General features: G+C 73.5%; 23 protein-coding genes and 1 riboswitch. Of the genes, 7 read left to right on the top strand and 16 right to left on the bottom strand.

Annotation, left to right across the window (positions count from 1 at the left end; all coding sequences use genetic code 11):
* Positions 1-133 precede the first annotated feature (133 nt).
* On the top strand, positions 134-592 hold the full coding sequence (locus DSM112329_RS20265) for a hypothetical protein (protein ID WP_354698372.1): 459 nt from the start codon (positions 134-136) through the stop codon (positions 590-592).
* A gap of 650 nt (positions 593-1242) precedes the next feature.
* Here the strand turns inward: DSM112329_RS20265 and DSM112329_RS20260 are convergent.
* The 8 genes from DSM112329_RS20260 to DSM112329_RS20225 all read right to left on the bottom strand — a co-directional run bounded on the left by DSM112329_RS20260 (position 1243) and on the right by DSM112329_RS20225 (position 9583).
* Positions 1243-2337, bottom strand: coding sequence for a glucose-6-phosphate dehydrogenase assembly protein OpcA (locus DSM112329_RS20260; protein ID WP_354698371.1), 1095 nt, complete (start codon positions 2335-2337; stop codon positions 1243-1245).
* A 2-nt stretch (positions 2338-2339) separates the two neighbouring features.
* Positions 2340-3860 carry a glucose-6-phosphate dehydrogenase gene (zwf, locus tag DSM112329_RS20255; RefSeq protein ID WP_354698370.1) on the bottom strand — a complete coding sequence of 507 codons (1521 nt, stop codon included), beginning with the start codon at positions 3858-3860 and terminating at the stop codon, positions 2340-2342.
* Entirely contained in the window at positions 3857-4801 is a 945-nt protein-coding gene (gene gnd, locus DSM112329_RS20250; protein ID WP_354698369.1) for a phosphogluconate dehydrogenase (NAD(+)-dependent, decarboxylating), read from the bottom strand. The genes zwf and gnd overlap by 4 nt, the downstream gene beginning before the upstream one ends.
* Before the next feature lie 40 nt (positions 4802-4841).
* Positions 4842-6503 carry a glucose-6-phosphate isomerase gene (locus DSM112329_RS20245; protein WP_354698368.1) on the bottom strand — a complete coding sequence of 554 codons (1662 nt, stop codon included), beginning with the start codon at positions 6501-6503 and terminating at the stop codon, positions 4842-4844.
* Complete coding sequence (gene tal / locus DSM112329_RS20240; RefSeq protein ID WP_354698367.1) at positions 6500-7609, bottom strand: transaldolase; 1110 nt, start codon at positions 7607-7609, stop codon at positions 6500-6502. Before tal ends, DSM112329_RS20245 begins: the two co-directional genes overlap by 4 nt.
* A complete protein-coding gene (locus DSM112329_RS20235; RefSeq protein WP_354698366.1) occupies positions 7606-8091 on the bottom strand; it encodes an RpiB/LacA/LacB family sugar-phosphate isomerase in 486 nt (161 codons plus the stop codon). Before DSM112329_RS20235 ends, tal begins: the two co-directional genes overlap by 4 nt.
* Positions 8088-9023, bottom strand: a complete 936-nt coding sequence (locus DSM112329_RS20230; protein WP_354698365.1) for an ROK family protein — start codon at positions 9021-9023, stop codon at positions 8088-8090. The genes DSM112329_RS20235 and DSM112329_RS20230 overlap by 4 nt, the downstream gene beginning before the upstream one ends.
* Before the next feature lie 197 nt (positions 9024-9220).
* Positions 9221-9583 carry a nuclear transport factor 2 family protein gene (locus DSM112329_RS20225; RefSeq protein WP_354698364.1) on the bottom strand — a complete coding sequence of 121 codons (363 nt, stop codon included), beginning with the start codon at positions 9581-9583 and terminating at the stop codon, positions 9221-9223.
* Between the two features lie 114 nt (positions 9584-9697).
* On the opposite strand from DSM112329_RS20225, the gene DSM112329_RS20220 reads away from it, so the two are divergent.
* Entirely contained in the window at positions 9698-10507 is an 810-nt protein-coding gene (locus DSM112329_RS20220; RefSeq protein WP_354698363.1) for a helix-turn-helix transcriptional regulator, read from the top strand.
* Between the two features lie 11 nt (positions 10508-10518).
* Here the strand turns inward: DSM112329_RS20220 and DSM112329_RS20215 are convergent, their stop codons facing one another.
* The 3 genes from DSM112329_RS20215 to DSM112329_RS20205 form a co-directional block, all read right to left on the bottom strand.
* Positions 10519-11070, bottom strand: coding sequence for a hypothetical protein (locus DSM112329_RS20215; RefSeq protein WP_354698362.1), 552 nt, complete (start codon positions 11068-11070; stop codon positions 10519-10521).
* A gap of 313 nt (positions 11071-11383) precedes the next feature.
* Positions 11384-12322, bottom strand: a complete 939-nt coding sequence (locus DSM112329_RS20210) for an LLM class F420-dependent oxidoreductase (protein WP_354698361.1) — start codon at positions 12320-12322, stop codon at positions 11384-11386.
* Entirely contained in the window at positions 12315-13244 is a 930-nt protein-coding gene (locus DSM112329_RS20205; RefSeq protein ID WP_354698360.1) for a hypothetical protein, read from the bottom strand. Before DSM112329_RS20205 ends, DSM112329_RS20210 begins: the two co-directional genes overlap by 8 nt.
* A gap of 73 nt (positions 13245-13317) precedes the next feature.
* Between DSM112329_RS20205 and DSM112329_RS20200 the strand changes: the two genes are divergently transcribed.
* The 3 genes from DSM112329_RS20200 (at position 13318) to glpX (ending at position 15358) form a co-directional block, all read left to right on the top strand.
* Positions 13318-13722, top strand: coding sequence for a hypothetical protein (locus DSM112329_RS20200; RefSeq protein WP_354698359.1), 405 nt, complete (start codon positions 13318-13320; stop codon positions 13720-13722).
* Between the two features lie 68 nt (positions 13723-13790).
* Positions 13791-14249 (top strand): hypothetical protein, encoded by a 459-nt coding sequence (locus DSM112329_RS20195; RefSeq protein ID WP_354698358.1) that lies wholly within the window; start codon positions 13791-13793, stop codon positions 14247-14249.
* A gap of 89 nt (positions 14250-14338) precedes the next feature.
* Positions 14339-15358, top strand: coding sequence for a class II fructose-bisphosphatase (gene glpX / locus DSM112329_RS20190; protein WP_354698357.1), 1020 nt, complete (start codon positions 14339-14341; stop codon positions 15356-15358).
* A gap of 12 nt (positions 15359-15370) precedes the next feature.
* Here the strand turns inward: glpX and DSM112329_RS20185 are convergent, their stop codons facing one another.
* Positions 15371-16102, bottom strand: coding sequence for a hypothetical protein (locus tag DSM112329_RS20185; RefSeq protein ID WP_354698356.1), 732 nt, complete (start codon positions 16100-16102; stop codon positions 15371-15373).
* A 10-nt stretch (positions 16103-16112) separates the two neighbouring features.
* Positions 16113-17054, bottom strand: a complete 942-nt coding sequence (locus tag DSM112329_RS20180; RefSeq protein ID WP_354698355.1) for an NAD(P)H-binding protein — start codon at positions 17052-17054, stop codon at positions 16113-16115.
* A gap of 129 nt (positions 17055-17183) precedes the next feature.
* On the opposite strand from DSM112329_RS20180, the gene DSM112329_RS20175 reads away from it, so the two are divergent.
* Positions 17184-18023 (top strand): DICT sensory domain-containing protein, encoded by an 840-nt coding sequence (locus tag DSM112329_RS20175; protein WP_354698354.1) that lies wholly within the window; start codon positions 17184-17186, stop codon positions 18021-18023.
* Positions 18024-18083: 60 nt separating this feature from the next.
* On the opposite strand, the gene glp is transcribed toward DSM112329_RS20175, so the two are convergent.
* Entirely contained in the window at positions 18084-19265 is a 1182-nt protein-coding gene (glp, locus tag DSM112329_RS20170; RefSeq protein WP_354698353.1) for a gephyrin-like molybdotransferase Glp, read from the bottom strand.
* Between the two features lie 80 nt (positions 19266-19345).
* Between glp and DSM112329_RS20165 the strand changes: the two genes are divergently transcribed.
* The gene (locus DSM112329_RS20165) at positions 19346-20449 is read left to right on the top strand and encodes a diguanylate cyclase (protein WP_354698352.1); all 1104 of its coding nucleotides are present in this window, start codon (positions 19346-19348) and stop codon (positions 20447-20449) included.
* Between the two features lie 12 nt (positions 20450-20461).
* Here the strand turns inward: DSM112329_RS20165 and DSM112329_RS20160 are convergent, their stop codons facing one another.
* Together DSM112329_RS20160 and DSM112329_RS20155 are read right to left on the bottom strand one after the other, a co-directional pair.
* Positions 20462-21202 (bottom strand): septal ring lytic transglycosylase RlpA family protein, encoded by a 741-nt coding sequence (locus DSM112329_RS20160; protein WP_354698351.1) that lies wholly within the window; start codon positions 21200-21202, stop codon positions 20462-20464.
* Between the two features lie 9 nt (positions 21203-21211).
* Positions 21212-21373, bottom strand: a riboswitch (cyclic di-AMP (ydaO/yuaA leader).
* 61 nt (positions 21374-21434) lie between these two features.
* Entirely contained in the window at positions 21435-22208 is a 774-nt protein-coding gene (locus tag DSM112329_RS20155; protein WP_354698350.1) for a hypothetical protein, read from the bottom strand.
* Positions 22209-22404: the final 196 nt, after the last annotated feature.

The raw sequence follows: 22404 nt of genomic DNA, 5'->3' as shown, positions 1-22404 counted from the left end.
ATGCCGGCGCCCGTCTGAACCCTCAAGTTCCGATCAAGACTCTCCATAACGGGGCACCGCAGGCCGGCGCCACGCACGCCGCTGGCCGCATGACCGGCTACCCGGCCCCCGCCGCCGCACTACGCTGCCGACCATGGCGTATTCGACAGCCGAGGCACAGCAGGAGCTGCTCGATGCGATCGGCGCCGCGGCCGACCACGTGGGGGTCGCGCTCGTCGAGCTCGGGGAGGCCTACGAGCAGGTCGACGACTTCACCGGCGAGCGGCTAGAAGGCGAGCTGTTCGGGCCGATCCAGAAGGCCTACGGACGGCTGAAGAAGACGCACGCAGGCTTCGCCGCGCGCAACGACCTGCCGCCGCGGACCTTCGCCGCCGCCACCCCAGGGCACCCCTCGCAGGGCGTGAAGGGCTTCGTGGACTCGGCGGTCGCGGCGGCGGGCCGGGCGGACGCGACGCTGGTCACGCTCCAGGACTCGATGATGCTGGTCGACGTGGGGGACGCTGAGCTCCGCGCGGGCCTGGCGGAGGTCCGCCGGATCCTGCACGAGATCCCGGGCCGCGCGCGCCTGTTCGTGCGCACCCTGGGCCGGTAGCGGATCGCCTGTCCCGGGGCAACGAGATGTCGTGGTTGCGGCGAAGCGAGCACGCTCGTGAAACGCGATACGGCCTCTGAGGACGGCGCGATCGGGGCTGGCGGCTGTGCGGGCTGCGGTTCCGCGGGTGGTCCCTGGTGGCAGCGAGCGGGAGCGGGTGTGCGGACGTCCGGAAGCTGGCCAGCCCGACTGCGCGTGGGACGCGTGGAGGGTCTGGGGGGTATGCCCCGCCGGATCCTCCGAGGAGCGGTGCCGCCTGGCCGCTGCCCCGGACGCGTGGAGGGTTTGGGGGGTACGCCCCGCCGAATCCTCCGAGGAGCCGTGCGATCGGCCGCTGGTCCCACCGCCGAGCGGTCACTGGCGTTCCACCGGGCTGGGAGCCGTGCGATTCACCACTCGCCCCGCCGGCCGGCGGTCGCCGGCGTTCCGCCCGGCCAGGAGCCGTGCCACCCACCACTCGTCCCGCCCGCCAGCCGCCCGCACCACGCTCCGCATCCCGGACCCCGCATCCGCCCAGCGCTCACCGCCGTCTGCAGCCCGCAGTTCCCTTAGCCGTCACGACCGGGACGGTCCTCGGCGTCAGCGCCACCGACCACGACGGCTCTTCCCGCGCAAACGGGCCGGGCCGTCCCGGACCGCGGCCGGGGCGCTCAGCCCGCCAGCGTCAGCGCCGCGTCCAGCGCCGGCCCGTAGGTCGGGTCCCGCAGCAGCGCCTGCCGGATCCCCTCGCCCAGGATCCCCGCTTCGCCCCGGGATGCACCCAGGATCGTCCACTCGCGCGCGACGTCCGTCCCGCCCCGGACCGTGCGGGAGTACGACGCCCGCAGGCCCCCGGAGCCGCGGTCGAACCGCAGCGAGCGGCCCGACGCGGACGCCAGCGCCACCCCCGCCAGGCCGGGAACCGTCATCGTCGCGTCCGCGTCCAGGGTGATCTTCACGTCCTGGCGCCGCGCGTGGGCGGTCCCGACACGCCGCCCCGCCGGCCCGCCGCGCTGCACGAGCGGCGACACCGTCCAGCCCAGCCGCGACGCCAGCCAGCCGACCAGCAGCAGCGCGGCGGCAGCGGAGTCGGGATGGTGGCGGACCTCGACGGACGACAGCAGCCGCAGGTCCCCGCGCACGGTGGCCGGGTCGAACGTGGCCGCGATCCGCTCGCGCCACGGGGCCGACCGCAGCCACGCGAGGTCGACGACGTACAGCTCCTCGCACAGCTCGTGCGCGCGCCGCAGCGCGTCGCCGGAGTCCGGCTCGTCGACGCTGTCCAGCAGGGCGATCTGGCACAGGTGACGCAGCGCGTCGACCGCCTCGGGGTGCCCGTGCGGCGACCACACCATCGTCGGCAGGTCGGTCACCACGAGCGGATCGACGATCGTGTCCAGATGCGGCAGGTGCTGCGGCCCGCACGTCACGATCACGGTCTCGCGCAGGACGGCGAAGTCGCCCGGCTTCGTCTCGGCCGGCCCGGCGACCGTGCAGACGGCGTCCAGCGTCGTCCGTCGCGGCTCGACCGCGCAGACCACGGTGCGGGACGGGTGGTGGCGGCCGACCCGGCGCAGGCGGTTGGCGATCTCCCCGCTCCACTGCTGGTCGACGATCGTGACGAGGTTCATCACCCGGGCGGGGACGTAGGACTCGTTCTCCGCGTGGGCCTCGGTCAGCAGCCGGCGGATGGCGGCCTCGATTGCGGACGGGCTGGTGTCCCGCTCGCGCCAGAGCCCGTCGTGGGTGGCCGGGACGATCGGCATCGCTAGATCGCCCGCCACTGGTCGTCGCCCAGCAGGAGCGCGCTCGCCTCCGGTGGGCCCTGGGACCCGGCCGGGTACTGCACGAGCGGCTCGGCCTCGTCCTCCCAGCGGCGGACGACGGGGTCGCAGATCCGCCACTGCGCCTCGACCTCGTCGTTGCGGGTGAAGAGCGTGGCGTCCCCGCGCATGGCGTCCATGATGAGCCGCTCGTACGCCTCGGGCGACTGCGACATGAACGCGGTGCCGTACAGGAACTCCATGTTCACCGGCCGGATCCGCATGCGGTTGCCGGGGATCTTCGCGCCGAGCGACAGCGACACGCCCTCGTTCGGCTGCATGGTGAGGATCAGCTGGTTGGGCTTGACCCCGACGGACCCCTCCTCCCCGAACGCCAGATGCGGGACGGGCTTGAACGTGACGGCGATCTCGGTGACCTTGCGCGCGAGCGACTTTCCGGTGCGCAGGTAGAACGGGACGCCGGCCCAGCGCCAGTTGTCCACGTGCAGTCGCATCGCCGCGAACGTCTCCGTGTGGGAGCCGGCCGGGACGCCGTCCTCCTGCAGGTAGCCGACGACGTCGTCCCCGGCGTGCGTCCCCGGGCCGTACTGCGCGCGGAAGACCTCGTCGCGGTGCGGGGGCCGGATCGAGTGCAGCACCTTGACCTTCTCGCTGCGGACCTCGTCCGCGGAGAAGTCGACAGGCGGCTCCATGCAGAGCAGCGTCAGCAGCTGGAGCATGTGGTTCTGGACGAGGTCGCGCAGCGCGCCCGCGTTGTCGTAGTAGCCCGCGCGCGTCCCGATCCCGATGTCCTCCGCCGCGGTGATCTGGACGTTGTCGATGTAGTTGCGGTTGAAGAGCGGCTCGAACATCGAGTTGGCGAACCGGAAAGCCAGCATGTTCTGAACCGTCTCCTTGCCCAGGTAGTGGTCGATCCGGAAGACCTGCGTCTCGTCCAGGACCGCCAGCACGCGCTGGTTGAGGTCGATCGCCTCGTCCAGCGTCGTCCCGAACGGCTTCTCGATGATCACGCGGACCTCGGCCTCGCCGGCGGCCTCGGTCAGGCCCGCGTTGCCGAGCTGCTCGACGATGACGGGGAAGAACTCGGGCGCGGTGGAGAGGTAGAAGGCGCGGTTCAGCGGCTGGCCGGCGGCGACGTCGAACGCGTCGAGCTCCGCCTTCAGCGCGGCGTAGACGGTGGCGTCGTCGAACGTCCCGGCGACGTACTTCACCTCCGCCAGCAGCGCCGCGAGGACCTTGTCGTCCGGCTCGCGGCGGCTGAACTCGCGGATGGCCGTGTCGGCCACCGCGGCGAACTCCTCGTGCGCCTTGTCGCGCCGCGAGACGCCGATCAGGTGGAAGCGCTCCGGGAGCGCGCCCTCGTGCGCGAGGTTGTAGAGCGCCGGCAGCAGCTTGCGCTTGGCGAGGTCCCCGGTCGCGCCGAAGATCACGAGCACCGTCGGGTGGACGGGCAGCCGCTCCAGGCCCTTGACGAGCGGGTTCTCCACCGCGGCCGGGTCGCTCATGACGGCTCGGTCTTCTTCACCGCGCGGGCGATGGCGTGGCCGCCGAACTGGTTGCGCAGCGCGGCGTTGACCTTCGCCGCGAACGCGTTCTGGCCCCGGGACGAGAAGCGCTCGAAGAGCGACGCCGTGATGACCGGCAGCGGGATCCGCTTGTCGATCGCGTCCTCCACCGTCCAGCGGCCCTCGCCGGAGTCCTCGACGAACGGGCTGATGTCGTCCAGGGCGTTGCCCTCCTCGTCGAACGCCTTGGCGGCCAGTCCGCAGAGCCACGAGCGGACCACCGACCCCTGCATCCACAGGTGCGCGATCTTGCCGTTGTCGAGGTCGTATTCGCTCGCGTCGAACAGCGAGAAGCCCTCGGCGTAGGCCTGCATCATCCCGTACTCGATGCCGTTGTGGACCATCTTCACGTAGTGGCCGGCGCCGACCGGGCCGAAGTGCCCCCACCCCGGGCCGTGCTCGTCGGTCGTGGCCGGCGCGAGCACGTCGAGGATGGGCGCGACGCGCTTCACGGACGCCGCGGGGCCGCCGACCATCATGCAGTAGCCGACCTCCAGGCCCCAGACGCCGCCGCTGGTGCCGACGTCCATGTAGTTGATGCCGAGCGGCTTCAGCGCCTCCGCCCGCACCTTGTCGTCCGACCAGCGCGAGTTGCCGCCGTCGATGATGGTGTCGCCCTTCTCCAGCAGCTTGGCGAGCTTGTCGACGTTGTCCTGCGTGATCTTGCCGGACGGCACCATCAGCCAGACCGTGCGGGGCGCGTCGAGCTTCTTGACCAGGTCGGCGAGCGAGGTGGCGGGCCGCGCACCGGCGGCCTTGGCCTTCGCGCGGGCGTCCTTGTCGGGGTCGAACGCGACGACGTCGTGGTCCGAGTCGCGCTTGATGCGGGCGACCATGTTGCCGCCCATCCGGCCGAGGCCGACGAACCCGATCTGTGCCATGTGCTGGTCCTCTTTGTCTGTCTTCGGTGGCTGTATGTCGTTACGAGACGAGCGCCCGGACGCGCTCGGTGAGGTGCTGGACGGCGGCGACGGGGTCCTCGCCGAGTGTGACCCGTGCGGCCGGCAGGCCGTGATCGCGGAGCGTCTCGAGGTCGCCGATGGCCTGTGCGGCCTTGAGGACCTCGAACGAGTACTCCTCGCCGGGGATCGCCACGTCCTGCGGCGCGTCGTGGACCAGCTGCAGGAAGCGGCCGTGCTTCGGCCCGCCCTTGTGCAGCTGGCCGGTCGAGTGCAGGAAGCGGGGGCCGTAGCCGAACGTCGTGGTGGCGGACGTCGCGTCGCGGATGACGGCGCGCAGGTCCGCGATCGCGGCGTCGAACGCGTCCGACGGCGCGACGTAGGCCATGATCGCCACGTACGACGGCGGCGTCGCCTCGGCCAGCAGCTCCTGCAGCTCGTGGTCGTGCGCGCCGGGCTGCGCCGGCGTGCGGTCGGCGAGGGCCTTGGCGGTGTTGTCCTTCGCCTCCTGCACGTTCGGCTGGTCGAAGGGGTTGATCCCGAGGACCCAGCCGGTGACCGCCGTCGCGAACTCCGCGGTGAAGAACAGGTTGCCGAGCTCGGTCGCGGCGTCCGCGGCGGAGAAGTGCACCGTGATCGTCGGGTGGCCGGCCGCCGCCAGCTCGGCGATCCGCGCGTCGTGGACGCCGTCGGCGGCGTCCCCGTCCTTCACGTGGAGGAAGACGCGGTCGTCGCCGTAGGCCGTGACCGCGCCGAGCGGCTCGTCGGCCACCGGCAGCACGCCCACCGCGTGGTCGGAGTGCTCGGGGTTCGGGCTCGACTTGCCCGTCGACTCGGCGACGAGCTGCTCGACCCAGAGCGCCCAGGAGGCGAGCGGCTCGTCGATCAGGAACGTCAGCTTGTCGCGGCCGTGCGCCGCAAGCTCGCCGATCGCCGCCCCGAACCAGAGGCCGAACGTGGCGACCTTCGTGTCCAGCGGGCGGCAGCCCGCGGCGGCGATCTCCGCACCGGTCAGCAGCGCCCGGACGTCGGCGCCGATGAGCGCCGCCGGGACGAGGCCGAAGTACGACAGCGCGCTGTAGCGACCGCCGATGTTCTCGTCGTTGAGGAACGTGCGCCGGAAGCCATGCTCCTCGGCCAGGTCGACCAGCGCCGACCCCGGGTCGGTGATCGCGACGAAGTGCGCGCCGTCGGGCTGCAGGGCGTGGAAGTGCTTGAACGCGCTGAGCGTCTCGATCGTCCCGCCCGACTTGGTGGCGACGACGTAGAGCGAGGTGCCGGGGTCGGTCTTCGCCTCGACGTCGAGGATCGCCTGGGCGTCCGTCGAGTCCAGGACATGGAGGGTCGGGAACCCGTCGCCGGAGCCCAGCGACCGCCGCAGGACCTCCGGTGCGAGCGAGCTGCCGCCCATGCCCAGGACCACGACGTCCTTGATCCCGGCGTCGCGGACCTCCTCGCCGAACGCGACGAGCTCACCGGCCTCCGGCGTCAGGCGGGCGGCGATGTCGAGCCACCCGAGGCGGTTGGCCACATCGGGCGTGCCCGGCTCCCCGAAGACCGTCGGGTCCTTGGCCCAGATGCGGGCGAGGATGTCCTGCTCGGCGGCGGCCAGCAGGCGCGCCTCGACGGCGGTCTCGACGGCGGCCGGGAGCTGGGCCTGGATCGACTCGGGCGCGAGCGTCATGCCTCGGACCGCTTCTTCTCGATGCCTTCCAGCAGCGACTCCATCGGGGTGACGAACGCGGCGATGCCGTCGGTCAGCAGCTTCGCGGTGACGTCGTCCATGTCGATCCCGGCCCCGCCGAGCGCGAGCAGGTCGTGCTCGGGGTCGATGTCGACGGTCGGGTTGGCCGGGTCGACCTCGGTGCGCTCCGCGGCCGCCTTGAGCGTCGCCATCGGCATCGTGTTGACGGTCTCGGGGCCGACCAGGCCGTCGACGTAGAGCGTGTCCGGGTAGTCGGGGTTCTTCGTCCCGGTCGACGCCCACAGGGGACGCTGCACCGGCGCGCCGGCGGCCTTCAGCTCCGCGAAGCGCTCGCCGTGGAAGATCTCCTTGAACTTGATGTACGCGGCGCGGGCGTTGGCGAGCCCCGCCTTGCCGGCGAGCTCGGGCTTGTCCAGCTCCTCGAGGCGCTTGTCGACCTCGCTGTCCACGCGGGAGACGAAGAACGAGGCGACCGACTGCACGTCGAGGGACTCGCCGGCGGCGTGGCGCTTCTCGAGCCCCTTGATGAACGCCTCGGCCACGGTCGCGTACGCCTGGACGGAGAACAGCAGCGTCACGTTGACGTTGATCCCCTCGGAGATGGCCGTCTCGATCGGGCCGAGGCCCTCGGGCGTCCCGGGGATCTTGATCATGAGGTTCGGCCGGTCCACGCGGGACCAGTACTCACGTGCCTGGGCGATCGTCTTGTCGGCATCTTGCGCGAGGTCCGGATCGACCTCGAAGGAGACGAAGCCGTCGAGCCCGTCCGACTCGTCGTAGACCGGGCGCAGGATGTCCGCCGCGTCCTGGATGTCCTTGATCGCGAGCTCCTGGTAGATCTCGCGGGCGTCCTTCCCGGCCTCGTTCAGGCTGGTGAACTGCTCGTCGTACTCCTCCGCGCCGTTGATCGCCTTCTCGAAGATCGCGGGGTTCGAGGTCAGGCCGCGGAGCGAGTACTCCTTGACCATCGTCGCGAGCTCACCGGTCTCGATCAGGCTGCGGCTGATCTGGTCGAGCCACACGCTGGTGCCCGCGGCGGTGACGGCGGCGAGGCGCTTGTTGACGGACGTGTCGGTCTGGCTCATGGGGTTCTGGCTCCTGGGGAGTCGGGGGACGGGGGTCCCGGAGGGTCGGTGGGGGTGGCCTCGATGGCGGCGACCTCGGCGAGGCGGCGCACGTGCCGCTCCTCGCCGCTGAAGGTCGCGGCTGTGAAGGCGCGGACGAGGGTGTCGGCGACGGCGGGTCCGATGACCCGCGCGCCGAGGCAGAGGACGTTGACGTCGTCGTGCTGGACGCACTGGGCGGCGGTGTAGGTGTCGTGGCAGCACGCGGCGCGGACGCCGGTGAGCTTGCACGCGGCGACGGCGACACCGGCGCCGCTGCCGCAGACGACGATCGCGCGGTCCGCCTGGCCACCGGTCACGGCGCGGCCGGCGGCGACGGCGGCGTGGGGGTAGTCGTCCCAGGTGCCGAGGTCCGCCGGCGCGTGGCCGCCCGCGGTGACGGCGGCGATGACGACGTCACGCAGCGGGACGCCGGCATGATCGAAGGCGAGCGCGATCCTCATCGTGGGAGCCTGCTCCCGGCGCCGAGCTCGCTGCGGGCCAGCAGCGCCGCGCCGATGACGCCGGCCTGGTTGCCGTGACGCGCGATCCGGATGGTGGTGGCGGTACCGATCCCAGGCAGGACGAGCGGCCACGCGACCGCGATCGCGGGCTGCAGCAGCAGGTCGCCGGCCGCGGAGACGCCGCCGCCGACGACGACCTCGTCCGGGTCGAACGCGTTGATGAGGTTCGCGATGCCGACCCCGAGCCGCTCGCCCAGGATCCGCAGCGCGTCGACGGCCGTCGCGTCGCCCGCCTGTGCCGCCGCCACGCAGGCCTTGCCGTCGGCGAAGCCGCGCGCGCGGGCAAGCACGCCGAGCGCACCGCCGGCGGCGTGGGCCTCCAGCGAGTCCGGCTGCGGGAAGTCCTCCTGCCCGGCCGGCGCACCGCGGGACAGGTCGGCCGCGACGATCAGGTGGCCGAGCTCGGCGGCGGCGCCCGTGGCGCCGCGGTAGATACGTCCGCCGATGACGATCCCGCCGCCCACCCCTGTCCCCACCGTGAGGATGATGAGGTTGTCGACCGTGGCGCGGCCCGTCGCCAGGTCGGTGGCCTCGGCCAGCGCCGCGACGGTGGCGTCGTTGTCGACGACGACGGGCAGCCCGGTCCGCTCCTGCAGCGCGGACCGCAGCGGCACGTCCTTCAGCGGGATGTTGACCGACGAGCGCGCGGTGCCGGTGGCGAAGTCGATCACCGACGGGCAGCCGATGCCGACGATGGCGTCGCGGTCGCCGGCGGCGGCCTCGTCGATGGCCCCTGCGAGCTGGGCGAGCAGCTCCTCGGTGGACGACGTGACCGTGGGCACGGCCTTCGGGGTGGACAGATCCGCGCCGTCCAGGACGGCCGTGGCGACCTTCGTGCCGCCGATGTCCACTCCGATGCAGCGCTCTGCCAACGATCCTCCGATGTCGCTTGGGTACCCGACGCCCGATCCTAGACACCTCGAGGCGTCAGCTCATGAGGATTCGGTGACGGAGGACCACCGGTCCAGCCGCCACCGCCGCGCTGTGGTCGGCCCCAGCGGGCCGAGATGCGTTCTTCGACACCCAGGTCGGCGTCGATCGCAGCTCGGCACCGAGGGCCGCACGGGGGTCAGGCGGCGGGCGGGTCCAGGAAGCCGGTGACGGACTGCATGCGGCCGTCGCCGGCCAGCGTGACGACGTCGAGGCCGAGGGCGATCGGGTCCCCGCCGGCCGGGCCCAGGTGCCACGAGAACCGCAGGCGGTCGTTGTGGCTCTCCGGGGCGACGGCGAGCGTGAACCGGAAGTCCGGGAACTGCTGCTGGACCCCGGCGATGAGGGCGTCGATGCCGTCGGTGCCGGCACCGGACGCGTGCGGGTCGACGTACTCGGCGTCCGCCGTGAAGACGCGCTCGACCAGGGCGCGCCGGGCGGCGGCGTCGGTCTCGTTCCAGGCGGCCAGGTAGTCGTCGACGAGGGTGGTGACTGCGGACATGGGAAGCCTCCGTTGCAGGTGGTTGACGCTGTCCAGACTCCCGGCGGCGAGGCGGGTGCGCGATGACCTCGGAGGTAAGCGGCAGCGGTCGGGTGCCGCGGTACGGTGCCGACCATGACCGGCCAGGCCGTCCACCCCAAGCGCGTCGGGGACCTGCTGCGGGACTGGCGGACCCGCCGTCGCCTCAGCCAGATGGAGCTCGCGCTCGAGGCCGGGGTCTCGGCTCGCCACGTGTCGTTCGTGGAGACGGGCCGCGCCCGGCCGAGCGCGGAGATGATCCTGCACCTCGCCGAGCAGCTCGACGTCCCGCTGCGCGAGCGCAACCAGCTGCTGCTGGCGGGGGGCTTCGCGCCGGTCTACTCACAGCGCGACCTGGACGACCTGCTCGGCGAGGTCAGCCCGGTGAAGGCCGCGCTCGACCAGATCCTCACCGCGCACGAGCCGGCGCCCGCGCTCGCGGTGGACCGCCACTGGGGGATGGTCGCCGCGAACCGCGCGGTCGGCCTGCTGCTGACCGGGGTCGCGCCGCACCTGCTGGAGCCCCCGGTCAACGTCCTGCGGCTGTCGCTGCACCCCGAGGGACTGGCGCCGCGGATCGTCAACCTCGACCAGTGGCGCTCGCACGTCCTGGACCGGCTCCTGCGGCAGGCCGCGCAGTCGGGCGACCCGGCGCTGCACGCGCTGCACGCCGAGCTGGTGGCCCTGCCGGGGGGCGCGGATCCGTACGCCCACGAGCAGCTCGCCGACCTGTTCGTCCCGCTCCGGCTCCAGGGGCCGGACGGGGTGGAGCTGACGTTCCTGTCGACGGTGACGACGTTCGGGACCGCGACGGACATCACGCTCGCCGAGCTGGCGGTCGAGGCGTTCTTCCCGGCGGATACGGTCACGGCGGACGTGATGCGCGCTGCAGCGGCGCTGGACTGACGGTCTGCTGGTCAGTCCAGCGCCGCCGCTTCTGGCTGGTCGCCTGCCTCGCGCCAGGTGCGGCGGACGTCGTCCAGCAGCTCCTGGGGATCGCGGCCGACGCCGGCCGTGGGCAGCAGCAGGTCCCAGCCGTCCGGGCGATGGACCGATTGGCGGCTGCGCGCCTCGGCGGTCATCGTCACCGTCGCCGGGTCGGTGACCTTGACGCCCAGCGCCGGTGCACTGCCCGCCCGGTCCGCGACCAGGTCGACGGCGGCGATCGCCGCCCACGGCACGAGCACCGGGCCGAGCGGCGTCATCGCCCACAGCTCGTCCGTCCGCAGCTCGATCGCCGGGTCGCGCGGCTGCGGCCGGCCCCACCAGGCGAGCCACGACAGGATCCCGATCTGCATGACGATCAGGAAGCCCCCGAGCACCGCCCAGGTGCCGTCGTCCTGCGTCACGCCGTAGAGGACCAGCGCGGCGCCGGCGGCTGCGTAGCCTGCGGTCGGGCGCCACTGGTCGTGCAGCAGCTGCCGGACGGACCACTCGGCGGTGCCGCGGGGCGGGATCGAGGCGAACATGGTCGCCTCAGTCTGCACCCGCCGAGACCGGCTGAAACCGCTGAGGCGCGCGGGGCGAGCGCCCGACCCCCGTACGAACGTGTTGCTCAGCAACACGTTCGTACGGTCACCCGAGGGTCGCGGAGTTCAGACTCACCCCTGTCACAGACGGCGCACCTCGGCCGGGATCATCACGTTCCGCGTGACCTGGCGGCACGCGACGCGCGAATGGGACGTCGTGTCCGCCGACCTCCTGGCCACCCTGGATCAGAGGGCGACCGAACGACGCTGTTGACCAGCAACCGTCTCGTACGGGCTCGGTGACAGCCCGCGGTCAGGGGCGCGCGGTCGCCAGCGCGTCGATCATCCGCGGCAGGTCCGCCGGCTCGGTGATCGCCGTGAGGACGAACGTCGTGATCCCGCCCTCGGCGAACTCGGCCAGCCGCTCCCGCATCGCGCCCTCCTCACCGAACAGGAAGATCTCCCGCATCAGGTCCTCGTCGACCAGCTCAAGGGCACGGGCGCGGTCGCCGCCGTGCCACGCCTCGGACACCGGGTCGATCTGCTCGCCGAACCCGAGCCAGCGGAAGAACTCCGTGTACACGGGCACCGTGCCGTAGGCGCAGAACATCCACTTCGCGAGCGGCATCGCCTCGGCCTCGGGCTTCGGGATGCAGAAGAAGCGGCAGACGAGCTCCTTGTCCGGCGCCCCGAACGCCGCCGCCACCTGGCGCGCGCCGCTGACCGGCAGCCAGTTGGTGAACGCCCCGTCCGCGACCTCGGCGGCGAGGCCGAGCATCTTCCCGCGCAGCGCCGCCAGGACGATCGGCACCTCATGAGCGGGCGCGGCCTCGAGCTTGAACCCGCCGAGCCCGCGGCCGCCGGCCAGCACCGGGCGCAGCTGCTCGACGGCCTCGCGGACCTTCGACAGCGGCTTGACGAACGGGACGCCGTTCCAGCGCTCGACGATGACGTTGGACGACGAGCCGAGCCCGAGCACGAACCGGCCCTCCGACAGGTCCGCCAGCGCCGCCGCGTGCTGGGCGAGGACGCCGGGGCCGCGCGTGAACGGGTTCACGATCCCGGTCCCGAGCCGCAGCGTGTCGGTCACGGCAGCGGCCAGGACCAGGGGCGTGAAGCCGTCCGCGCCGGCCGTCTCGCCGGTCCAGACGTCGTCGTACCCCGCGGCCTCGACGGCGCGATAGAGGTCGGCGTGCTGCGCGAGCGGCACGCCGGTGAACGGGACGGTCAGGCCCCAGCGGATATCAGGCATCGGTCTGCACCAGCCATTCGGAGATCGCCAGGCCCGACCGCGTGCCCCACTGCAGCTCGGTCAGGCCCTCGTTGACAAGGGTGAGGCGGCCGTCGCGGCGCTGGCGCAGCGGGGCGACGGCGATCGCGCCGCCGGTCAGCGTGACGCCGCGGCCGCGGTCGTCGGTGGCGACAGCGGTGAAGCCCAGCTGGTCGCCGTCGACGCGGGCCCTCACAAGCGGCGCGAGCACGCCGTCCTGCATCAGGTAGCCGCCGGCGGTCTCGCCGCCGTCCGCCGTCCCGACGGTGTTCAGCAGGACGAAGGTGTCCGGGTCGACCAGCATGCCGAGCCAGCGCCAGTACGGCACGCCCTGCCAGTCGCGCACGCCCCAGGAGTGGTCGCGCATCCCGGCGCCCGCGAGCGGCAGCCGCGTGTCGCCGACCGTCAGGACCCCCGCCAGCGACCCGGGCTGCTCGTAGTGCCGCGCCGCGACCTGCGCGGTGAGCCCGCTGTCGAAGTGCAGCGGCGGGGTCCAGCCCGTGAACGTCAGCTCACCGCCCAGGGGCAGCCGCTCGAACGGTGCGCCGGGGACGCCGAGGTCCTCGGCGCGGGTGTAGACCCGCGCGTCCGCGGCCACGCGCAGCCGCCAGACCAGGCCCGGCAGGAGCGGGTCGAACGCCAGCCCGCCGCCCGCCACCGGCCCGTCGGCCGGCCCCGCCTCGGCGCGGGTGAAGGCCAGCGCGAACCGTCCGTCGGCCAGCCAGATCCCGATCGCCGCGTCGACCGTCCCCTCGTTCGGGCGCCGTCCGATCCGGGTGTAGAAGGCGGTCCGGCGGACGGCGTCCCCGCCGCCGAAGTAGAACGAGTCCGACCACTGCGGGTCGTCGCCGGCGGCCTGCCAGCCCTCGGCGGCGAGCCAGTCGTCCTGAACCGGGTTCAGCATCGTCGCCGAACCTATCCCACCAAGGGTGCGCCGGCACGCGGACGCTGCCGCGACGGCCGGTACGGTTGCGCCGATGGAGCCGCTTGCGGGGATCGCCGCCGCCGACGCCGTCCTCGGCCGCCCGTTCCCGCTCCCGGCGGTGGCGCTCCCGCTCGCCCGCTGGGTCGAGGTCCGGCAGCTCGACGCGGGCGCGGAGGTCGAGTGGAACCTGGACGACTCCCGCGCCGGGGCGGCCGGCCGGCTCGCGCTGTACGCCGGCACCGCCGCCGCGCCGCCCCAGCTCGACCAGCAGACCACCGAGCACGTCACCACGCCCCAGGGGTGGACGGTGACGCACGCCCCGCTCGTGGCCGCGCAGCCGTCGCTGCGTCCGGTCGTCGAGGTGACGTGGTCCGCCGGCGGGCTGCACCTGCGCCTGACCGCGCAGGGGCCGTGGGCGCTCGCCGACGTCCTGCGCATCGCCGCCTCCGTCGGCTGAGGACCCGCCAGGGAGCGGTCGCCGCCGCACGGTCGCCCGGCTTCCGGTGGTTCGGATAGGGTCGCCACGTGGACACGAGCAAGCTCAGCCGGGGGGAACTCATCGCCGTCGCCGGCGGGGGGCTCCTGCTCATCGGCGTCTTCCTGAAGTGGTACGCGTCGGTCAGCCCGAACGCCGAGATCGGCGGGGTGATGGGTGTCGGGACCTACAGCTGCTGGGACGTGCACAGCATCATGCGGATCCTGCTGGTGCTGGCGGCGGTCGCGCCGATCGTCCTCGCCTACGTGATCCTGCGCGACCACCAGCTCAGCTGGCCACGCGGCGAGGCGACGGCCGTCATCGCGATCATCGCGATCGGCCTGATCTTCTACAACGGCGTCGTCGACCGTCCCGGCGACCCGTCCGGCGAGATCGAGCTGCGCCTCGGCTGGTACATCTCGTTCGTCGGCGCGCTCGCGATGCTTGCCGGCAGCGTCATGCGCCAGCAGCAGTCCGAGATCAGGCGCAATCCGCCCGGCGTGATGTAGCCGGCCCCGTCGCCGCGCACCGGCGCGTCGCCGCGCGGCGACTTCCGGGAGAATCACCGGATCCGTTTCCCCAGAAGGCAAGGACCCGCATGAGCACGACCCCGCAGCTCGGCCGGCCCGATCGCAACCTCGCGCTCGAGCTCGTCCGCACGACCGAGGCCGCCGCACTGGCCGCCGCCCGCCTCATCGGCATGGGCGACAAGATCGCCGCCGACCAGGCCGCCGTCGACGCGATGCGCATCGTGCTCGACACCGTCCAGATGGACGGGCTCGTCGTGATCGGGGAGGGGGAGAAGGACGAGGCGCCGATGCTCTACAACGGCGAGCAGATCGGCGACGGCAGCGAGCCGTCGGTCGACATCGCCGTCGACCCGCTCGAGGGCACGACGCTGACGGCCAAGGGCATGCCGTCCGCGCTCAGCGTCATCGCCATGTCCCCCCGCGGGACGATGTTCGACCCGGGTCCGTGCGTCTACATGTCGAAGCTGGCGGGCGGCGGCGACATCGCCGACCTGCTCGACCTCGACCGGCCGATGGCCGACACGCTCGCCCTCGTCGCCGACCGCCGCGACGTCGACATCCGCGACCTGACCGTCGTGGTCCTCGACCGGCCGCGCCACGAGGACGGCATCAAGGCCATCCGCGACGCCGGGGCCCGCGTCCGCCTGATCGCGGACGGCGACGTCTCCGCCGCGCTGCTCGCCGCCAGCCCCCGCTCGCCCGTCGACCTGCTCTGGGGCGTTGGCGGGACGCCGGAGGGCGTCATCTCCGCCGCGGCGCTGAAGAGCATGGGCGGCGGCCTCGTCACCCGCCTGTACCCGCGTGACGACGCCGAGCGCCAGGCCGCGCTCGACTACGCGAAGGCGAACCCGGGCTACGACCTCGACAAGCAGATGACGCAGGACGACCTCGTCAAGAGCGACGACTGCGTCTTCAGCGCGACCGGCGTCACCGACGGCGACGTGCTGCAGGGCGTCCGCTACCAAGGACGGCGCTCGGCGACGACGGAGTCCCTCGTCATGCGCTCCCGTTCCGGCACGACGCGCCGGATCCTCGCGACCCACAACCGCGACAAGCTGCGCTCCTACTCGGGCGAGCGCTACGGCTGAACCGGGCCCGCCTCAGGACGCCTTGTCGCGCGCCTTCTGGGGCTCGTCCGTCTCGTCGGCGGTGGCCGGGCCTGCGTAGGCGCCGGTCACCGACTCCTCGAGCTCCCGGCTGACGAGGCGGCGCAGGAAGCCGTAGGTCACCAGGACGTGGACGCGCGACTGGGTGTTCGTGTAGACGAACTTGCTGAACGCGTGGGCGATCTGGGGGTAGAAGTTCGAGACCTCGACCTCGACGTTCACGCGCTGGCAGCCGGCGTCCGTCTCACCCTTGCGGCGGACGTCGATCTCCAGGTAGCCGTCCTTCCCGCGACCCTGTCCGGCGACGAGCAGCCCGCGGTCGATCGGCCACCGCACGATGCCGCGGTCCGCGTTCATCTCGTAGACCGGGACCTTGAAGCTCAACAGGACGAACGGGCGGGTGATGAGGATGACGTCGCGGCCGTCCTCGCGGTAGTGCACCTTGATGAGGCCGAAGGTGCAGCGGCTGAGGAACGACCAGTAGGTGCGGGCGAGTCGTTCGAGCGTCGCCGGCGTCCAGAGGTCCCCGAAGACGTCCGCCGGCAGGTCGATGTCGGCGGACTGGATCGAGTGCACCGCGCCGTCCGCGCCGACCCCGGTGTCGTCGGTCGGGTCGTGGACGACCGCCCCCTTGATGACCGCGGTGTGCGGCCTGACCCGGAGGAACAACGCGACGACGCCGGCCACGACGGCGGCCAGCGCGGCAATCAGGGCAGCGGGCTTCATGAGGCGTCCATCATGACGGTCGGGCCTCGGCGAGCGCGGCCCGGACAGCCTCGTCGAAGCCCAGCGGCGTGTCGTTGATGCCGGGCGGCGGGGGGATCCGGACGACGGTCTCGGCGCTCAGCCCGTCCACGAGCGGCCGCACGAGACCCGCCTCGATCGGGGTGAACAGCGCGACCCAGTGGGACGACAGCCGAGGGGTCAGCACGGGGACCTTCAGGATCAGCGGGGCCCGCCGCCGCCCGGCCACGTCGGCGAAGCGACCCATCATGTCGCGGTAGGTGAGGACGTCGGCGCCGCCGAGCTGCACCTCCTCCGGCGCGGACGGCCGGACCGCGAGACGCGCCAGCGCGTGGACGACGTCGTCGATCGCGATCGGCTGCGAACGGGTGTCCACCCACTTGGGCGTCAGCATCAGCGGAAGCCGCTTGACGAGGTGGCGGACGATCTCGAACGACGCGCTGCCCGCACCCAGGATCATCGCCGCACGCGCGTAGACCAGCTCGCCGTCCCCGACGTGCTCGCGCAGCAGATCGGCGACTTCGTGGCGGCTGCGCAGGTGCTCGGACGTGACGTCCCCGGCGTCGCCCTCCAGGCCGCCGAGGTAGACGGTGCGCGCGGTGCCGGCCCGCGCCACCGCATCGCCGAACGTGCGCGCCCCGACCCGGTCCTTCTCCGCGAAGTCGCCCTTCCCGCCGCCGCCCATCGAGTGCACCATGTAGTAGGCGACGTCGGTGCCCGCGAGCGCGGCATCGAGTCCCTCGCCGCTGAGCACGTCGCCCTTGAAGACCTCGACACCGGGCGGGAGCGCGCCACGTGCGCGGCCGGGATCACGGGCCAGGCAGCGCACCGTGTGGCCCTGCTCGACGAGGACCGGCGCGAGCACGCCGCCGACGTAGCCGGTCGCTCCGGTGAGCAGGATCGTGCGGGGGGACGGGGCGTCGGGGAGGGTCACAAGGCCGGTACGTACCCAATCCGGGCCCGGATGAGCCGTCGGCGGCCGACGTCCGTAACGTTCGGCAAGCGCCCAGGATGGGCTTCGACACCGCGTCGAAGGCCCGCCGCCCGGCGCCCGCCCCCACCCATGACCGGACTGACCATCAAAGACGTCGCCGCCCAGACCGGAGTCGCGGCGGGCACGATCCGCATGTGGGAGCAGCGCTACGGGTTTCCCGAGCCGGGCCGGACCTCCGGCGGCTACCGCGTCTACACCGACGACGACGTGCACGCGCTCCGCCGCGTGGCCGCCTACCGGCACCGCGGGCTGTCGGTGTCCGCCGCGATCGAGCGCGCCGTCGAGAACGGCGGGGCGGCGGACACCCCGTCGATCTACGCCGCCGTCGCCGCCACCGACCACGGCGCCGCGCCGCAGGTCCTGCGCAAGTCCACGCTCGTCGCGATGAGCCGCGCGATCGAGCATCAGGCGCTCGCCCAGGCCAGCCCGGCCCTCGTCTTCGGCGCCTTCCAGCACCAGCCGTTCTACCGCGCGGTCGAGCAGCGCTACCGGCACATGGCTCGCTTCGCCGACGCCGCCGTGGTGTTCGCCGACTTCCCCGAGCTCGTGACGCCCGACGGCGGCCCGGTCGAGGTGCCGATCAGCAGCGATGACCAGCTCGGCAACGAGTGGGCGGTGATCATCGACGCGCCCGGCTACAGCGCGTGCCTGCTGGCGTGGGAGATGCCCGGGATCACCGAACCCGGCAGCCCGGACGACCTCAGCCGCCGCTTCGAGGCGCTGTGGACCGTCAACCCGGTCGCCACGCGCCGCGCGGCGCAGGTCGCGGCCCGCCTGGCCGGGAAGGCCGACGCCGAGCTGGGCCAGCGGCTCGACGAGCTGCTGGAGGCGCGTCCGCTGGCGATCGAGGAGCCCGCTCCCGCGCTCACCGCGCTCACCAACCGGATGGTCGCCTACCTCGAGACCTGAGGCGGCGGACGCACGCGTCCCCGTCGCTCGGTGCGCGAGCAACGCGCTCGCGTGCCGGGCTCAGAGCAGCTCGACCTCGACCTCGGTCCCCCGGACGAGGTCGCCCGTCCCGGCCGGGATGCGCGCCAGCCCGTCGGCACCCCGCATCGAGGTCAGGACGTGGGAGCCCTGCGGCCCTGTCAGCGTCGCGCCGCCGTCGGCCAGGGTCACGCGCACGAGCTCGTCCCGGCCCTCGGTCCGCGGGACGTCCTCGAGCAGGGCCACCGCGATCCGCCGGGCCGCGGGGTCGGCGCCCTGGAGTGCCCGCAGCGCCGGCCGGACGAAGAGCAGGAACGTCACCATCGCGCTGACCGGGTTCCCCGGCAGGCCGAACACGAGCGCGTCGCCGCGCGTCCCGAACCAGGTCGGCTTGCCGGGCCGCAGCGCGACGCGCCAGAAGTCCTCGCGCACGCCGCTGGCCTCCAGCGCGCCCTTGACGTGATCGTGCGGTCCGACCGAGACGCCGCCGGACAGCACGAGCACGTCGACGTCCTGCAGCACGGCGGCGATGGCGTCGCGGGTGGCCTCCGCGGTGTCGGTCACGTGCACGCGGGCAACGACGTCGGCGCCGGCGGTCGTCGCCAGGGCGGCGAGCGTCAGGGCGTTCGAGTTGTGGATCTGGCCGGGACCCAGCGGCGCGCCGGGCGGGACCAGCTCGTCGCCGGTCGACAGGATCGCGACCCGGGGACGACGGGCGCAGGCCAGCGCGGCAGCGTGAGCGCCGGCCGCGATGCCGATCGCCGCCGCGTCCACGGGCATCCCGGCGGTCAGGACCGTGGTCCCGGCGCGCATGTCCTCGCCGGCCCCGCGGACGTTCTGCGACGGTGCCGTCGGCGCGTCCACGCGGACCGTGCCGTCGCCGGGCTCGACCGTGCGCTCGACCATGATCACCGCGTCGGCCCCGGCCGGGAGCATCGCCCCGGTGGAGATCCGCACCGCGGTGCCCTCTGCGACGGCGGTGTCCGCGGGCGCGCCCGCCCGCGACTCCCCGACGATGCGCAGGGTCCGGCCGGCGGGCCCGGACCGGACCGCGAAGCCGTCCATCGCGCTGTTGGTGAACGGCGGGCTGTCGCCGGCGGCGCGGACGTCGGCGGCCAGGACGCGTCCGAGGCAGTCGGCCAGCGGGACGTCCTCGGGGGACAGGACGCGGACCGCCGCCAGCACGCGGGAGCGGGCGGTCTGGACGTCGAGAAGGGCGCTCATCTGCGCATTCTCGACCACAAGCCGACGCAATGCGGGGAGGTTCCCCGGTCCGCGCGACCGGTGGTGCTATCCATCCGGCGATGCCTGCGGGACCCACCTTCCACGGACGCCCTCCGCGCCCGGTCGCCGGGCTGCCCGACCTCGACGGCGTCGCGGTGGCCAAGGCCTGGCTGCTCGAGCTGCTCTCCCACCGCCCGCTGCAGGACGTCGCGTCCGTGCCCGTCGAGCTGCTGGCGCGGGAGGCGCCCGCGCTGTGCTCGGCGATCGCCGAGGCCGTCGCAGGTGACGCAGCGCTCGTTCGCCTGCAGTCGGGGGACCGTGCCGCGCTCGCGGCGCGCGCCGGTGTCCTGGCCGGCGCGGTCGGCCCGGTGGACGTCGTCACGGCGGTCGACGCGCTGCGGGCCGTCCTGCACCGCGCGCTGCGCAGCGGCGACGACGCGGCGCTCGCGGCGGACACCGGTGACCGGCTCGCGCACGTGTGCGCCCACGTCGCAGCCCGCACGCTCGGGGCGACCCCATCGGTGACGGTACCCACGACCGACGCGGCACCGCGTGACTTGGGCATCGACCTTGCTGCGCACGGACCGGCGGCCCCGCCGGCGTCTGGGGACTCCGTCGGGCGCGAGGCCTTCGCGCCAGGCTCGGCGGGTCCGTCGCCGCCGGCGGTCGCCGTGTTCCCCGGTCCTCCGGCGGGCGGTCAGGGCGGCAGCACGACCGCGCGCCCGGCGGGCGAGCACTCCGGCAGCGGGCCCGAGGGCGGGCACGTCAGCGCGCTGCGCACCGCCCTGGCCGACGCGACCGGGCCGGTGACCCTCCTGGCGATCGAGCTCGACGGCCTCGAGCGGCTCGTGGCGGTCGAGGGGGACGACACGGTGGTCGCCATGCTTCTGCCGGTGGAGCATGTGCTCGCTGCCACCGCCGGCCCGCAGACGCTGCTGATCCGCGAGCAGCCGGGCCGCTGGTGGCTCATCGCCCCTGGGATCGGATCGGACACCGGTCGCGAGTTCGCCGGCCAGGTCGCGGCGACGTTCGTCGCGGCGGCGCCGGTGCACCACGGGGTCCGGCTGACCGCGTCGATCGGCATCGCGGTCTTCCCCGACGACGGACGGGACGTCGAGGGGCTGCTCGACCACAGCGATCAGGGCGTCTTCACCGCCCGCGCACTCGGCGTGCCGGTCGCCTGAGCGCCTGTCGGGTCAGCCGGCCGGGGCGGCGACCGCGGTCGCCTTCGGCAGGCGCAGCGCGCCGACCGTCTCCGCGCCCTTGAAGTCGATGGCCCGGGCGGCCGCCTGCGTGAGGTCCCAGATCGTCGCGTCGCGGAACGGCCCGCGGTCGATGACGGGCACCGTGACCGTGCGCCCCTTGTAGTAGAAGGCCACCTGCGTGCCGCACGGCAGCGTCCGATGGGCCACGCCGAGCGTGCTCTTGCGCAGGATCTGGCCGCAGGCGGTCCGTTTGCCGAAGAAGCCGGGGCCGTACCACGTGGCGGTGCGGGCGCGGTAGACGGTGACGGGCGTGACGCCGGTCGCGGGCAGCGCGGCGGCGGAGACGGTCGTCCCGGTCGCCGGCCGGGGGATGGCGCGCATCGGGAAGCGCCCGATGTGATCGGTCTTCCAGCGGGCCGTGAACGCGCCGCCGGCGGTGGTGGTCGCGGTGGCGACCCGGGACCAGGCACCGCTCTTCTCCTGGCGCTGGATCAGCACGGGCTGGTTTGCGAGCCCGTGGGCCATCGTGCCGTCCACGCGGAGCGTCTTGCCCAGGTAGACGGCGGTCCGCACGACGAGCGTCCCGGCGGCCCCTGCCGCGGGGGTCGCCTCGGTCGAGGAGCCGAAGCCGAGGCCGCCGTCGGACTGGGCCGCAGCGGACGCCGGAAGGGCGGCGCACGCGGTGCACGCCGCTACGACAGCGCCGAGGCGCGCGAAGCTGTGACGAATCACGGTTCTGTGGATCTCTCGTTCGATGGCCTACGGGGTGAGCTGACGGGCTCGCGCAGAACGATCAGCGCTACGACCCCAAGGAGTCGATTCGCCCCTGCAGTCCGGGAAACGGACGGCGTTGGGTCCCCCGCCTCCGCGCCCGCTGGCGTCGGAGTTCGGCGTCTATGTACGAAATCCTACACCGGCATGCGCGGAAGGTCACAGACTTCCGCTCGCGCCGCCGGCGGGCGTGTCAGGGGCGCGGAAGGCGGCCCAGCAGGGCCTTGGCCACGCCGACGCCCGCCTGGGCGATGTCCGTCGCCGCCTGCACCGCGAGCTGGACGACGTCCTGACCTTCGGGCGCCGGCTTGTCGGGTGCGGGCTGGGTCGGCTCCTCGCTCCGGGGCGGGGGCGGGGCGAACGGCGCGCCGGGCATCTCCGCGGGCACGGGGTGGTCGAGCGGCCGGGGGGCGGCGACCGGCTTGGCGACGGGCGCGACCTTCGGCTTGGGCTTCGCGGCGGCGCGGGGCTTGGCCGCCGTGGGCTTGGCCGGGGTCTTGGTCGCCGGCGTCGCCTTCGGCTTCGCGGTGGCCTTCGCCGCCGCGGTCGCTGCCGGCTTGGCCGGGGCCTTCGCCGCCGGCTTGGCCTTGGCGGGGGCGTTCGCCGCGGGGGTCGCCCTGGCCGGCGTCGAGGCCTTGGCCGCCGTCGGGGTCGCCTTGGGCTTGGCCGGGGCCTTCGCCGCCGGCTTGGCCTTGGCGGCCGCCGGGGTCGCCTTCGGCTTGGCCGGGACGGCCTTTGCGGCCGGCTTGGCCTTGGCGGGGGCCTTCGCCTTCGCCGCGGCGGGCTTGGCCTTCACCGGGGCCTTCGGTGCCGGAGTGGGGGACGCTGCGGGTGCGGCAGCGGTGTCGGCGGCGGCCCCCGACGACCCCGGCGCCGGCGTGCGCCGGGCGCTCCGGCGCTGCGGCCGTGAGCGCGGCAGGCCGGCCATGACGTCGTCGGCGGATCCGGGCTTCTTCGGTGCGGGCACGGACCAATCATCGCAGCCGCCCCAGACCGCCGGGGGAGCGGCCCGGCCGACGGGACTCAAGGCCACCCTGCGAGTGACCGACAGTTGGATCAGCGAAAGATCTCGCAAAGGACTGAAACCGTCTGGGACTTGCGCCGTAGTAGCTCCAGAAGAGGTCGGCCACCGGGCGTTGCAAGCTTTGCCTTCGGAAAGTGAA

It is taken from the genome of Paraconexibacter sp. AEG42_29, assembly GCF_040581415.1.
In the GTDB taxonomy this organism is placed as follows: domain Bacteria; phylum Actinomycetota; class Thermoleophilia; order Solirubrobacterales; family Solirubrobacteraceae; genus Paraconexibacter.
Note: the sequence above shows the minus strand (reverse complement) of the source record. Positions and strands in the feature narration are given on the sequence as shown.